The 15,410-nt window shown below is 49.2% G+C and carries 3 protein-coding genes; all 3 read right to left on the bottom strand.

Annotated features, from left to right (window positions below; translation table 11 throughout):
* Window positions 1–91 precede the first annotated feature (91 nt).
* The 3 genes from ACOMG9_RS01180 to ACOMG9_RS01170 all read right to left on the bottom strand — a co-directional run bounded on the left by ACOMG9_RS01180 (window position 92) and on the right by ACOMG9_RS01170 (window position 15,337).
* A complete protein-coding gene (locus ACOMG9_RS01180) occupies window positions 92–4,987 on the bottom strand; it encodes a SidE phosphodiesterase domain-containing protein (protein WP_448215450.1) in 4,896 nt (1,631 codons plus the stop codon).
* Between the two features lie 312 nt (window positions 4,988–5,299).
* Window positions 5,300–10,234: a SidE phosphodiesterase domain-containing protein gene (locus ACOMG9_RS01175; protein ID WP_448215449.1), complete on the bottom strand. Its 4,935-nt coding sequence runs from the start codon at window positions 10,232–10,234 to the stop codon at window positions 5,300–5,302.
* A gap of 210 nt (window positions 10,235–10,444) precedes the next feature.
* Complete coding sequence (locus tag ACOMG9_RS01170) at window positions 10,445–15,337, bottom strand: SidE phosphodiesterase domain-containing protein (RefSeq protein ID WP_448215448.1); 4,893 nt, start codon at window positions 15,335–15,337, stop codon at window positions 10,445–10,447.
* Between the last annotated feature and the right edge of the window lie 73 nt (window positions 15,338–15,410).

The raw sequence follows: 15,410 nt of genomic DNA, 5'->3' as shown, positions 1-15,410 counted from the left end.
GCTAAAAATCCAGACGATGCGTAATATGCTCGCAGGCAGGCTGAAAAAGGTGTGGGTGTCCTGGTCATTCTGGTCATTCTGTTATTCGAACTCAATAATATCTGTTGTCTTCACCCCACTTTCCAAAATATTCCGGCATCAAGCGGTTCCACTCATCCTCATTTTTTGTATGTTTACCCATGTTAGCAAGATAGATTTCCAGCCAATATTGCTCGTCCTGGTCTTTAGACAACAAATCCATAAATTCCTTGGTTGTTATAGGGCTAACGGCAATATTTTGATGACGCAAACAGTGTTTTGCAATTGTTAATTGAATCTCTTCTGAGCATTCTTTCCAGAGTCGATGAAAATATTCCCGGCACTCACTAAGGTGTAATTTACAAAAATGAGCTTTGAACTCTTGCATTTTAACCAGAGGCAAGCCGTCTGTTTTCAGGGATAAAATGGAGTTGTTTTCTGTACTTTCGCTATTGACCTCAGGAATATCCTTCAAGCAATCGTCATGCTCATCCGCGCTGTTGGTATTACCGCTAAAGTCTATGTATTTATCATTGTATTCAGGGAACAGAACAAGATTAATAACATTTAATATCAATGCCAAAACCGCTTGCCGGGAAGCATCATTGTGTTTCAGGCGATCCTTGGCAAATAATCTTTCCAATGGACTTAATCGCATGTTGACACAACGTACTTCTTTCAGGAAGGTCGCTCTTAAATCAAAATACCAATCTTTGAGATCTTTGATTTTGCAATCACAGAATTCCGGATTATTTTCGATAAAACTTACTGCATTGGCAGTATTTTCAAATTCAAAGAAAAAAAGTACATCAGTAATTTGACAAAGTTTTTTTGGATAAGTGCTTTTAATTTCATTAATATTTTGGGACAGAACATCACTGATTAAATTCTCCAGCGGTGTTGAGTCGTAGTGTAGAAAATCACTTTTTATCATCACATCCAGCCATTGTCCCAGATTGAACTCATTATTCTGATTAATACACGACTGATATATGATTCGGGAAAGTTGGCGTGTTCTTTCAAGTACCAGGCCATCATTACCCGCTGGAGCGTAAAAACGAACCTTTTCTAATTGCAATGATGAAAACCGCTTACCTTCAAAAGAACATTCGCTGAAAAAGCTATAGTCAACAATGGCACTGTTTAACAGCTCTGTATTAAATTTACATTCGCTAAAATGAGTGGATTGCAGTCTTGTTCCCTCCATTGAACAGCCGCTGAAATCAATCCTTTCTATGCGACCCTCACTATTTAACTTAAGGCCATCCAGGGAATCCAGCTTGCCCTCCAACAGTTGTGGGTTTTGCTCAAACAGCAACTGTATTTGCTCTTCGCCACAACACTTGACGAGTCCTTTGATGCCTTCGTGATACTCGCTGCCTTCAGAGATTAACTCGTGGTAATAGATTGACCAGGATTCCCGGAAAAGCTGTTCCAGCGGACGTCCGTCGGGCCAATGGCTAAAGCGTTTCTTTAGTGTACCCAACAATTGCCGCTGTCCTTCGAGAGAACTCATCTCAAGCTTGTATAACTCGTCAAGCAGGGACACGGGATTGGAAAAACGAGTCTCTTGTAAACTACTGTGCTCAATCACACTTCGGTAGTCATAGGTCGATCGCGTAATGATTTTCTCATTACGTGTGAAGGCTTCCAAACCAGAAAATTCCTTCCCATAATGCTTTTCATTCCTATAAATTTCTGCATCCATACGACCGAGTGTTTCAGAAGTCAGGCGCAAAGACATGGCCCCACCAGGTCTGTATCTGGAATTATCCTCCAGCCCCTCCATGACTCGGAAAAATATGTATTTTGTGTCGCAATTCATCCTTGTTACCGTATGCATCGCACCGATATCATGGGGTTCCATACCGATCTGACTACGTCTTTCAAAAGAGTTCAGGGCAGCTTCATTTTCCAGGCTGAGCAAAAACTGTTCACTGTTCCGCTCCTCCTTTGCATGAAAGTTTAAATTGTGCCCAAGGCAGAAGTTCCTGGCGGGGTTTACCGAAATGCCATGGGGAAATCCCGGACGGAATTGCACCCAACGTCCTGCGCGAATACGAGAGTGGGTGTCCCATTTCAGTTCACTGAGATTCAGCAACCGTTTAAGAAACGCTTTTTTGCTGGTGTTTACCGGGGTATTGATATCCGCTGCCACAGCACGGTTCATATTACCAAGGCAGCCGTGGTAGTCGGCCAGGGCGTCCAGCCATATCGCCTCCAGATCGTTGGTATCCGGCCGCTCCCCGTCAATGCCCAGCTCTGCCAGCTCCCTGAACAATGCTTCAACCACGGTTTTACTGTGTCCCTCAAAGGTGAGGGTCAGTTGATTTTCATAACTCAGGGCATCAGGCAGGTTCGGAGGTGAAAACAGGATACTGCCACCTTCACAGACGGTCGATTCAAGTAATACAGCCCGAACCGGTGGGGTGGTCAACCGGGCTTCCTTCAGTTGTTCCGGACTCAAATAACTGACGCTCTGGCCTGTCAGTTTGGCAAAACCATGGCTGAATTCAGCCAGTTCTACTGTCGCTTCAACCTCTTCGCCAATTCTTGAACTGACTCGTGCAGGAAAGACAGGGACGGGCAGTGGTGTTTTGATGGCTGGCAGTTCTGCAATATAGGGTACGTCGTCGCTTAACGATGCCCGGCACTTGCTAACAATGTCCCACAAAACCTTCACGGTCATATCAATGGTATCGTGATCCTTTGCGTGCCATCGTGTTTTATCTTTAGCTAACTGTCTGGCCATTCTCTCACAATCATTGGCCAGGCTGGCCAGGTCACTGCGCCAATCGCGGTAACTGCCATTCAGGGCAAAGTTGGTATATTGAACCCGGCGCGCCAGACGGTGCAACCCCCGATCCAGGGCCAGATTATCAGCCAGTTTATTGCCCGCTTCCCGGGACAACTTCAGGGTCATCCGGGTAATGGGTTGGCCATTGGCATCCAGTAACTGGCTGATACCGATCTGCCCGCCGCTGATATCCCGGCCTTTGACCGGCAGCCAACCACCACGGATACCCGCCGCCTCTATCGCCTTGTATTCCGCCATGGATACCCGCTCACCTGCCTCCAGACTGTTGGGAAAGCGAGTGGTCAGCCAGGCAATGCGATCATGAATAGTCTGTCGTAACCAGCTGCGGTCACCGGGCAGAAAACCGCTGTGTTCGATGAGCCGGTCCAGGGCCTGCCAGTCAACCTGGCGCAAGATATCTTTCAGGGTATGGCCCAGCAAGTCATCCTCTAATTGCACGAGAATATCGACGCAGGGGTTATAGATCGGCAACGAGTTCATGGAGGGCGCCTGAGGGTCCCGCAGTTTTTGCAGCAGCACGGGCATGGAGGAAAAGTCATCCGTTTTGGGGGCGGGCTCTGGTTTTTCAGGACACGGGTAGCGAGTTGCCATCCCGGCATAATCCCAGTGAAACATGACCGGCTCCCCTTCCGGGGTCAGTTCAATGCCCTCCCAGGCACTGTTTACCATACTTTCGTTACCGACAATTACATTAATCAGCAATAATCTGGCCCACTGCTCTGGAGACAAAGAGCGCAGCGTCGCCTCGCCGCCTTTGAGCTTGCCCTGCCATTGTTTGGGGACAGGACTGACCACATAAAAACGATCCTGCTCCTCATGAACAAAACTTTGAGGTACTGTGATGCCCAGCAGCCCGGCAAGGTTAGCCATTAGCAGCTGGTTGCGGGCGCTTAGCTCACAGCTCGCCGCTTTGACGGAATATACTTGTTGGCTGATGGGGTCGGTGTAAAGCCCCGCTGACAAGGTGCAGCTTTGGCATTCTTCCATGGCAGCAGCTTGCGGGGTCAGTTTTGCCAGGGAGAAAGACGATGCCGGTGGTTCTGTCAGCTGTCCGGTATAGGGCGTAATCAACTCCCGGACAACACCGGACTGCTCACCTATGCTAAATAGCTGATAACTGAAGGGCGAAGGGTGGTGCTCCCAATGCTTCTTAGTGTTTTGACACAGGCTGCCGGTACCGATACTGAAGAAATATTCGCAGTTTGCGTCACTGTCCTGCAACTTGATCGGAGACCAGAGGTCACCCTGCCTGGTAATCACCTGGCAGACCTCTTCGGCCAGCAGGCGCCAGTCTTGCCTCTGCCGATCATCCTGACAGGCAGCGAAACACTCCAGCCGATCCATGTAAAAGCATCCTCTGACCCGCATAACATCCAGCGTATCTGCGTCATGGAGCAGGCTGCGCAGGGTCTGTATCGCCTCGGGCAGACGCTCGCAGCCCTTCGGATTATCCTTGTGGCAAATGGCCTCACCACACTGCCAGGCCAGGGACTGATCCACGCCGAAGTTGCGCAAGTGTTCCCTCAGGTTGTCAGCACTGGCCCGCTCCCACTCCGGCGTGTCGTTCCCATCGCCTTCACGACCCGTGTCGTGAAACAGACAGGTTTTGATCAGCAGGGGTATCATTTGGTCGGGAAATTCCCGCGCCAGGCGATCGCCGTGCAGTTTACGCTGTTGCAACAGGGCTACTGCCCAGATCGCCGCCCGGCAACTGTGCTGGAGACCATGTACCTCACGGGCAATGGTCCCGGCAGGAGGTGAGATGTGTGATGGGCGATAAGGCTGAAGCAAGGCTGTTTTCGCTACCTGAGTAGATTCAATCAACGATGGATCAATGACCGGCCAATGGGCTGTTTCGGTTGCAGCTATTTTTGGACGCTTTTTTAACGGTTCAATGGTCAGCGCTGCCAGTGATGTGCCACTGATTTTCGAGGTAATCTCAGCAACGGTTACATTACGTTTATGCCCGGCCTGACAATCAATTTTGATTGCCTGATTCCACTTTTCAGAAGCAACATCCGGGCGCATTAGCTTTTCACTTATACTTACTTTTTTGGCAAAAGCGACGCCTGTCTTAGCACTATTGCCAGAGGAACGGATACAACCAGCAAAAGCTGGCTGTTCTGTTGTTTTAATAGGAAGCGGATCCATTTTTTAGTCCTCGCATCTGCCCTTGTTACACCAATCTGATTAAGACGAACCTGATCGAATGTGATTTTCGACTTTTTATCCAACAATTAGTTCCCTCCATTGTCAGGGCTAAAAATCCAGACGATGCGTAATATGCTCGCAGGCAGGCTGAGAAAGGTGTGGGTGTCCTGGTCATCTGGTCATTCTGGAAGGACTGAATGAGTTTGAAACACCGCATTGCAGGCTGGCTGCTGCCCGAGATGACAATCAGATAACTTCGGCTCCAAGCCTGCCGAATGGCAAGAGGTGTTGAGGGGGGCAGGCAATTCGAACTTAATAAAATTCGGGGGTGGTGGCCCATTCCCCAAATTCGTCCACAAGCAGCGAAGCCCACTCTTTATGAATTTTTATATGTTTTTCCATGTTAGCTCTATAGAGCTTCAGCCAATTTTCCACATCCTGACCTTTACACAACAATGTTATAAATTCCCGGGTTGTTGAAGGGCTAACGGCAACATTTTGATGACGCAAACAGTGTTTGGCTATTGTTAATTGACTCTTTTCTGAGCATTCTTCCCAGAATTGATGAATATAGTCTCGGTACTCTTTAAGGTAACTGTCACATAGCCAAGCCTTGTAATGTCGCATTTCAACCAGAGGCAGGGCATCTTTTTTCAGGGATGAGATTGAGTTGTTTTGTGTAGTTTCGCTACTTACCTCAGGAATGGCCTTCAAGCAATAGTCATGCTCATCCGCGCTGTTGGCATTGACGACAAAGTCTATATATTGATCATTGGATTCCGGGAATAGAACGAGGTTAATAACATTTAACATCAACGCCAAAACCGCTTCCCGGGAAAAGTCGTTGGGTTTGACGCTGTAGAGTTTGAATAATTCTTCAAATGGATCACCTTGCGTCTCATTATAATCTCCTTTTTCCAGGAATAGGGTTCTGAACTCAAAATACAAATCTTTGAGATCTTTGATTTTGCGATCATAAAATTCCCGATTACTCCTGACAAAATTTATTGCATTGGCAGTGTTTTTAAATTCGATGGAAAAAAGCCCGTAAAGAATACGACAAAGTTGCTGTGGATACTTTGTGTTAATTTCATCAACATTTTGGGACAGAATATCACGACTCAAATCATCCAGCAGTGCTGAGTCCCCGCGTAGACAATAGCTTTTGCCCATCAGTTCCAGCCATTGTTGCAGATTGAACTCATTGTGCTCATTAACACACGACTGATACAGGATTCGGGAAAGCTGGTGTGTGCTTTCATATACCAAGCCATCCTGATCATTTTCAACGTGAAAACGGGAATTGTCTAATATCGATGATGAAAACCGCTTGCCTTCAAAAGAACATTTGGCGAAAAAGCCGTTCTCAATGGTGGCATTATTTAACAGCTCTGTCTTGAATTTACACTCCTCAAATGAAACGGATTGCAACACTGTGCCATTCATTGAACAGCCTCTGAAATCAATCCCTTTTATATTAAACCCACCCTTCAGCTTAAGACCATCCAGGGAATCCAGCTTGCCCTTCAACAGTTGTGGGTTTTGCTCAATCAGCGACTGAATGCCCTTTTCACCACAAACCTTGACGAGACTTTTGATGCTTTTGTCAAACTGGCTGCCTTCACAGGTTATCTCATGGTAAAGGACTGACCAGGATTGCCGAAAAAGCTGTTCCAGCGGGCGCCCATCAGGCCAGTGGCTAAAGCGTCTCTTCAAAATAGACAACAATTGCCGCTGACTTTCGCTAGAGCTGATATCAAGCAGGTTCAACTCGTCAAACAAGGACAGAGGGTTGGAAAAACGAGTCTCCTGTGGATTAGCCGAATTATTGTGCTGAATCAAACTCTGGTAGTCACAGGTTGACTGCTTAATGATTTTCTCATTACGAGCAAAGGCGTCCAAACCAAGGGCCTTATTAAACTGACATTGATTATCATAAATTTCTGCATCCATACGGCCGAGTGTTTCAGAAGTCAATTTCATACACATGATCCCATTTTCATAAACCCGCCCTGAATAATCCGCCAGCTCCGCGTCCTCGATGATTCGGGTAAATGCATATCCGGTGTCGCATTTCATCCTGCGCAACGAAGCCCTGGGATTGATATGCCAGGTAGGTTCCATCCCGATCTGAGTACGTCGTTCAAAGGAGCTCAGGGTAGCGTCATTACTCAGGCTATCGATCATAAATCGTTCTTCGCTCCCTTCCCGATCTGCACAAAATTGTATATCGTGCGCGGGGCAGAACTTTCTGTCGGGGGTTGCCGAAATGCCTTGGGGCGAGCCCGGACGTAGTTGCACCCAACGTCCTGCGCGAATACGAGAATGGATTTCCCAGTCAAGCAATTCTTCGTCAATGAAGTTCAGCACTTCTTTAAGAAAGGCTTTTTTGCCGATGTTTACCGGCGTATTTAGATCGGCTGCCACGGCAAGGTTCATATCACCAAGGCAGCCATGGCAGTCAGCCAGGGCGTCCAGCCATTGCTCCTCCAGGTCGGTGGTATCCGGCCGCTCCTCATCAATGCCCAGCCCTGCCAGTTCCCTGAACATTGCTTCAACCACTGCTTTGCTGTGTCCCCTAAAGGTGAGGGTCAGCTGATTTTCAAAGCTCATGGCCTCAGGCAGGTTCGGAGCAGAAAACAAAATACTGCCGCCTTCACAGACGACCGATTCGAGCTCAACGGCTCGTACCGGTGAGGCACTCAGGCGAGTAACCTTCAGTTGTTCCGGACTCAAATAACTGACCTTCTGGCCTGTCAATTTGGCAAAACCATGGCTGAATTCAGCCAGTTCTACTTTTGCTTCAACTTCTTCGCCGATTCTTGAACTGACTCGTGCAGGAAAGACAGGGGCGGGCAATGGCATTTTAATGACTGGCAGTTTTGCAATGGACGGCAGATCGGCGGCTAACGACGCCCGGCACTTGCTAGCAATGTCCTGCAGAATCGTCACGGTATTAGCAATGCTATCCTGATCCTTTTCGTGCCATCGTGTTTTATCTCCGATTAACTGCTCCGCCATGCCGTCACAGTCTTTGGCCAGGCTGGTCAGGTCACTGCGCCAGTCGCGGTAACGTCTGTTCAGGGCAGAGTTGGTATATTTAACCCGGCTGGCCAGACGGTGCAATCCCCGTTCCAGGGCCAGGTTGTCAGCCAGTTTATTGCCCGCTTCCCGGGACAACTTGAGGGTCATTCGGGTGATGGGTTGGCCATTGGCATCCAGTAACTGGCTGATACCGATCTGCCCGCCCCGTATATCCCGGCCTTTGACTGGCAGCCAACCGCCACGGATACCCGCCGCCTCGATCGCCTTGTATTCCGCCATGGATACCCGCTCACCCGCTTCCAGGCTGTTGGGAAAGCGGGTGGTCAGCCAGGCAATACGATCATGAATAGTCTGCCGTAACCAGCTGCGGTCACCGGGCAGAAAGCCGCTGTGTTCGATCTGCCGGTCCAGGGCCTGCCAGTCAATCTGCCGCAAGATATCCTTCAAGGTATGGCCCAGTAAGTCATCCTCTAATTCTGAAAGAATATCGACGCAGGGGTTATAAATCGGCAACGAGTTCATGGGGGGCGCCTGAGGGTTCCTCAGTTTTTGCAGCAACAAGGGCATGGAGGAAAAATCATCCGTTTTCGAGGCGGGCTCTGGTTTTTCAGGACATGGGTAGCGGGTCGCCATCCCGGCATAATCCCAGTGGAACATGACCGGCTCCCCTTCCGGGGTCAGTTCGATGCCCTCCCAGGCACTGTTGACCATATTTTCGTTACCGACAATCACATTGACCAGCAATAATCTGGCCCACTGCTCTGGAGACAGAGAGCGCAGAGTTGCCTCCCCGCCTTTGAGCTTGCCCTGCCATTGTTCGGGAACAGGACTGACTACATAAAAATGACCCTCTTCCTGATGGACAAAGCTTTGCGGAACTGTGATGCCCAGCAGCCCGGCGAGGTTGGCCATAAGTAGCTGGTTGCGGGCGCTTAGCTCACAGCTCGCCAGTTTGATGGAATAAACCTGTTGGCTAACGGGATCGCTGTAAAGCCCTGCTGGCCAGGTGCTGCTCTGGCATTCTTCCATGGCCACACTTTGCTGGGTCAGTTTTGCCAGAGAGAAGGACGATTCCTGTGGTTCTGTCAGCTGTCCGGTATAAGGCGTAATCAACTCCCGGACAACACCGGACTGCTCACCTATGCTAAACAACTGGTAACTAAAGGGTGAAGGGTGGTGCTCCCATTGCTTTTTGGTGTTTTCACACAAACTGGGGTCACCGATGCTGAAGAAATGTTCGAGGTTTGTATTGCTGTCCTGCAACTTGATCGGGTACCAGAGGTCACCCTGCCTGGCGATCACCTGGCAGACCTCTTCGGCCAGCAGGCGCCAGTCTTGCCTCTGCTGATCATCCTTACAAGTAGCAAAACACTCCAGCCGATCCATGTAAAAGCTTTCTCTGACCCGCATAACATCCAGCGTATCCGCGTCATGGAGCAGACTGCGCAGGGTCTGTATCGCCTCGGGCAGATGCTCGCAGCCCTTGGGGTTATCCTTGTGGCAAATGGCCTCACCACACTGCCAGGCCAGGGACTGATCCACGCCGAAGTTACGCAGGTGTTCCCTCAGGTTGTCAGCACTGGCTCGCTCCCAATCCGGCGTATCGTTCCCATCGCCTTCACGACCCGTATCGTGAAAAAGGCAGGTTTTGATCAGCAGCGGTATCATCTGGTCAGGAAATTCCCGCGCCAGACGATCGCCGTGCAGTTTACGCTGTTGCAACAGGGCTACTGCCCAGATTGCCGTCCGGCAACTGTGCTGGAGACCATGAACCTGGCGGGCAATAGCCTGTGCAGGAGGCGCGATGCTGCAAGGACGATAAGGCTGAAGCAAGGCCGTTTTCGCTACCTGAGTGGATTCAATCAACGATGGATCAATGACCGGCCAATGGGCTGTTTCGGTTGCAGCTATTTTCGGACGCTTTTTTACCAGTTCAATGGTCAGCGTTTCCAGCCCTGTCTCAATGATTTTTGGGGCAATATCAGTGAAGGCTACTTTCTGCTCGTTATTTCGCATGTAATGAATATTGGCTGCCTCATCCCGCTTTGCAGAAGCAACATCCGTGGGCATTAACTCTCTACTTATACTCACTTTTCTGGCAAAAGCGGTGCCTGTCTTATCAATATTTTCAGATAAACTTGAGCCGACAAAAGGCGCCTCTTCTCTTGTTCCACCTACTGTTTTACTGAGGAGCGAATCCATTTTTTTAGCCCTCACTACTGTCCTTGTAATGTTGACCTTCTTGAGTCAAACCGAATCCATTGAAACTTAGACAGTTTATCCAGTCAGTTAGTTCCATCCATTCTGTGAAGACTGGACCAAACTGTGAGATTGGCTCCATACCTGCCGAATCACAACATCACCTTGTCTATTGTTAAAAGTGCCTCACTGAGGAGGGCAGGCAACTCGAACTTAATAAAATTCGGTGGATCTGGCCCATTCGCCAAATTCGTCAACAAGCAACGGAATCAACTCACTCTGAATTTCTATATGTTTTCCGATGTTAGCGAAATGGATGTTGCGCCAATTTTCCTCGCCGTGTTCTTTAGATAACAAATTAAAAAATGCTTCGGTTGTTTTGGGGCTAACGGCAACATTTTGATGACGCAAGCAGTGTTTGGCTATTGTTAATTGACTCTCCTCTGAGCACTCTTCCCAGAATTGATGAATATAGTTCCGGTACTCTTGAAGGCGAAACCTGCAAAGACGAACTTTGTAACGTTCCATTTCAACCAGAGGCAGGTCATCTGTGTTACTTTGTGTACTTGTGCTACTTACTTCTGGAATGGCCTTCAGGCAATAGCCATGCACATCCGCGCTATTGGCATTGACGCCAAAGTCTATGTACTGATCATTGGATTCAGGAAACAGAACAAGGTTAATAACATTTAACATCAACGCCAAAACCGCTTCACGGGAATAATCACTGCGTTTGACGCGATAGAGTTTAAATAATTTATCAAATGGAGTCCCTGATTCATGCAGATATTTTCCTTCTTTCAGGAAGTTGGTTCTGAACTCAAAATACAAGTCTTTGAGATCTTTGATTTTGAGATCATAGAATTTCGGATTATTACTGGCAAAATTTATTGCATTGGCAGTACTTTTAAATTCAATGGAAAAAAGTCCATGAATAATTTTACAAAGTTGCTTTGGATAAGTGTTTTTAATTTCTTCAATGTGTTGGGACAGAATATCCCGGCTTAGATCATCCAGCGGTGTTGAGCCGAAGCGTAGAAAATCACTTTTTCCCATCACCTCCAGCCATTGTTCCAGATTAAACTCATTGTTCTCATTAATGCACGACTGATACAGGATTTGGGAAAGATGACGTGTACTTTCATAGATCACGCCATCCTCATAACCTTCAGAGTGAAAATGGGCATTGTCTAATAGCGATGATGTAAACCGCTGACCTTCAAAAAAACATCCCTTGAAAGAACCTTTTTCAACAGTAGCACTGCTTAACAACTCTATATTGAATTTACACCCCTCAAATGAAACGGATTGCAACACTGTGCCGTTCATTGAACAGCCCCTGAAATCAATCCTTTTTATACTAGCCCTACCATTCAGCTTAAGACCATCCAGGGAATCCAGCTTGCCCTCCAACAATTGTGGGTTTTGCTCAAACAGCAACTGTATGCCCTCTTCACCACAAACCTTGACGAGACTTTTGATGCCTTTGTCAAACTGGCTGCCTTTACAGGTTATCTCAAGGTAAAGGATTGACCAGGATTGCGGAAAAAGCTGTTCCAGTGGGCGCCCGTCGGGCCAGTGGCTAAAGCGTTTCTTTAGCCTGCGCAACAATGCCTGACCTTCGGGAGAACCCATCTCAAGCAGTTTCAACTCGTCAGACAAGGACACAGGATTGGAAAAACGGGTCTCTTGTAAATCACTGTGCTGAATCACACTTTGGTAGTCACCTGCTGACTGCGTAATGATTTTATCATTACGGGCGAAGGCGTCCGAACCAAAGAATCCCAACGCAATTTGGCTTTGGTTGTTATAAATCTGTGCATCCAGACGGCCAAATGTTGCAGAATCCAGGCGCATACACATAAACCCACCTCTATTTTGCCTGGAATTAGCCGCCAGCTCCTCATCCATGACTCGGGCAAATGCATATTCGGCATCGCATTTCATCCTGAGTGCCGAAACATTCCCGGTTGGATCTATCCCGATCTGAGTACGTCGTTCAAAGGAATTCAGGGTCGCTTCATTTTCCAGACTCTCGACCACAAACTTTCCACTGCTGCTTTGCTGCAATGCAGAATAGTTTAGATCGTGCGCGGGGCAGAACTTCCTGGCGGGGTTTGCCTCGATACCATGGGGCAACCCCGGGCGATAATGCACCAGACGTCCTGCGCGAATACGACAATGGATTTCCCAAACCAGTTCTTCGTCACTGAGGTTCAGAAGCTCTTTAAGAAATTTCTTTTTGCGGGTGTTTACCGGAGTATTGATCTTCGCTGCCACGTCAAGGTTCATATCACCAAGGCAGCCGTGGTAGTCGGCCAGTGCGTCCAGCCATTGCTCTTCCAGGTCAGGGATATCTGGTCGCTCCCCACCAATGCCCAGCTCTGCCAGTTCCCTGAACAATGCTTCAACCACCGCTTTAGTGTGTCCCGGAAAAGTGAGGATCAATTGATTTTCAAAGCTCAGGGCTTCAGGCAGGTTCGGAGGAAAAAACAGAATACTGCCGCCTTCACAGACGGCCGATTCGAGTTCAACTGACCGAACCGGTGGGGCGATCAGGTTGGCATGATCCATTTGTTTCTGACTCAAATAACTGACGCTCTGGCCTGTCAGTTTGGCAAAACCGCGGCTGAATTCAGCCAGCTGTACTTTCGCTACATCGTTTTTGCCGGTTCTTGAACTGATTCGTGCAGGCAAGGACGTGAAAGGCAGTGGAGTGTCGATGGTTGGCAGTCTTGCAATGGAGGGCATGTCGGCAGCTAACGATGCCCGGCACTTTTTAACAATGTCCCGCAAAATCATCACGGTATTATCAATGGCATAGTGATCCTTTTCGTACCATCGTGTTTTATCTTTGGTTAACTGCTCGGCCATTCCCTCACAGTCGTTGGCCAGGCTGGCCAGGTCACTGCGCCAGTCACGGTAATCGTGGTTCGGGAGGTTTTTGGAATTATTCAAGGCAAAGTTGGCATATTCAACCCGGATGGCCAGACGGTGCAATCCCCTTTCCAGAGCCAGGTTATCTGCCAGTTTATTGCCCGCTTCCCGGGACAACTTGAGGAACATCCGGGTGATGGGTTGGTCATTGGCATCCAGTAACTGGCTAATACCGATCTGCCCGCCCCGGACATCACGGCCTTTAACCGGCAGCCAACCGCCACGGATACCCGCCGCCTCTATCGCCTTGTATTCCGCCATGGATACCCGCTCACCCGTCTCAAGGCTGTTGGGAAAGCGAGTGGTCAGCCAGGCAATACGATCGTGAATAGTCCGCCGTAACCAGCTGCGGTCACCGGGCAGAAAACCGCTGTGTTCGATCAGCCGGTCCAGGGCCTGCCAGTCAACCTGGCGCAAGATATCTTTCAGGGTATGGCCCAGCAAGTCATCATCCAATTGCGCGAGAATATCGACGCAGGGGTTGTGGATCGGGAACGAGTTCATGGGGGGAGCCTTGGGGTCCCGCAGTTTATTCAGCAGCACCGGCATGGAGGAAAAGTCATCCGTTTTGGAGGCAGGTTCTGGCTTCTCGGGACAGGGGTAGCGAGTCGCGAGCCCGGCAAAGTCCCAGTGGAACATCACCGGCTCCCCTTCCGGGGTCAGTTCAATGCCCTCCCAGGCACTGTTAACCATATTTTCATTACCAACAATCACATTAATCAGCAATAATCTGGCCCACTGCTCTGGAGACAAAGAGCGCAGGGTCTCCTCCCCACCTTTGAGCTTACCCTGCCATTCCCCGGGGACACGACTGACCACATAAAAATGACCCTCTTCCTGATGGACAAAGCTCTGAGGTACTGTGATGCCCAGCAGTCCGGCGAGGTTGGCCATCAGTAACTGGTTGCGGGCACTTAGCTCACAGCTCGTCGGTTTGATGGAGTAAACCTGTTGGTTAATGGGATCGTTGTACAGCCCCGTTGGCCAGCTACCCGAGCAGTCTTTCATGGCAGTAGTTTGGGGGTTCAGTTGTGCCAGTGAGAAAGACGATGCCGATGGTTCTGCCAGCTGTCCGGTATAAGGCGTAATCAGCCCCCGGACAACATTGGACTGCTTAGCTATGCTAAAGAGCTGATAACTGAAGGGCGAAGGATGGTGCTCCCACTGCTTTTTGGTGCTCTCGCACTGGCTGTCGGCACCGATGAAGAAGAAATGTTCGCGGTTTGCAGGACTGTCATGCAAGGTTATCGGATAAAAGAGGTCACCCTGCCCGGCAATCACCTTACAGACCTCTTTGGCCAGCGAGCGCCACTCTTCCCTCTGGTGATCATCCTGGCAGGTAGCAAAACACTCCAGCCGGTCCATGTAAAAGCATCCTCTGACCCGCATAACATCGAGCGTATCCGCATCATGGAGCAGGCTGCGCAGGGTCTGTATTGCTTCTGGCAGATGTTTGCAGCCCTTCGGGTTATCCTTGTGGCAAATCGCTTCACCACATTGCCAGGCCAGGGACTGTTCCATGCCACAGTTGCGCAGGTGTTCCCTCAGGTTGTCAGCACTGGCCCGCTCCCACTCCAGCGTATCGCGCCCATCGCCTTCACGACCAGTGTCGTGAAACAGGCAGGCTTTAATCAGCAGGGGGACCATGTGGTCGGGAAATGCCCGCGCCAGGCGATCGCCGTGCAATTTACGCTGTTGCAACAGGGCTACTGCCCAGATTGCCGTCCGGCAACTGTGCTGGACACCATGAACGGGGCGGGCAATAGCCTGTGCATGAGGCACGATAATGTTAGGACAATAATGCTGAAGCAAGGCCGTTTTCGCTACCTGAGTGGATTCGATCAACGATGGATCAATGACCGGCAAATGGGCTGTTTCAGTTGCAGCTATTTTCGGACGTTTTACCGGTTCAATGGTCAGCGTTTCCAGCCCTGTCTCTATTGTTTTCGGGAGAATATCAGTAGCGGCCCGTTTGTGCCCGATCTTGTGCGAGAAATCATTATTGTCCGCGTCAACCCACTTTGCAGAAGCCACATCTGTGGGCATTAACTCTTCACTTATACTCACTTTTCTGGCAAAAGCGCTGCCTGTCTTATCAATATTTTCAGATAACCTTGAGTCTTCAAAAGGCGCCCGTACTTTTCCTGCGTTGATAGGGAGCAAATCCATTTTTTTAGCCCTCACTACTGTCCTTGTAATTCTGAACTTTTGGAGTCAAACCGAATCCATTACAGTTTTGACA

This window comes from Endozoicomonas sp. PH6C (assembly GCF_059322965.1).
This window is presented reverse-complemented; position numbering and strand designations above follow the sequence as displayed.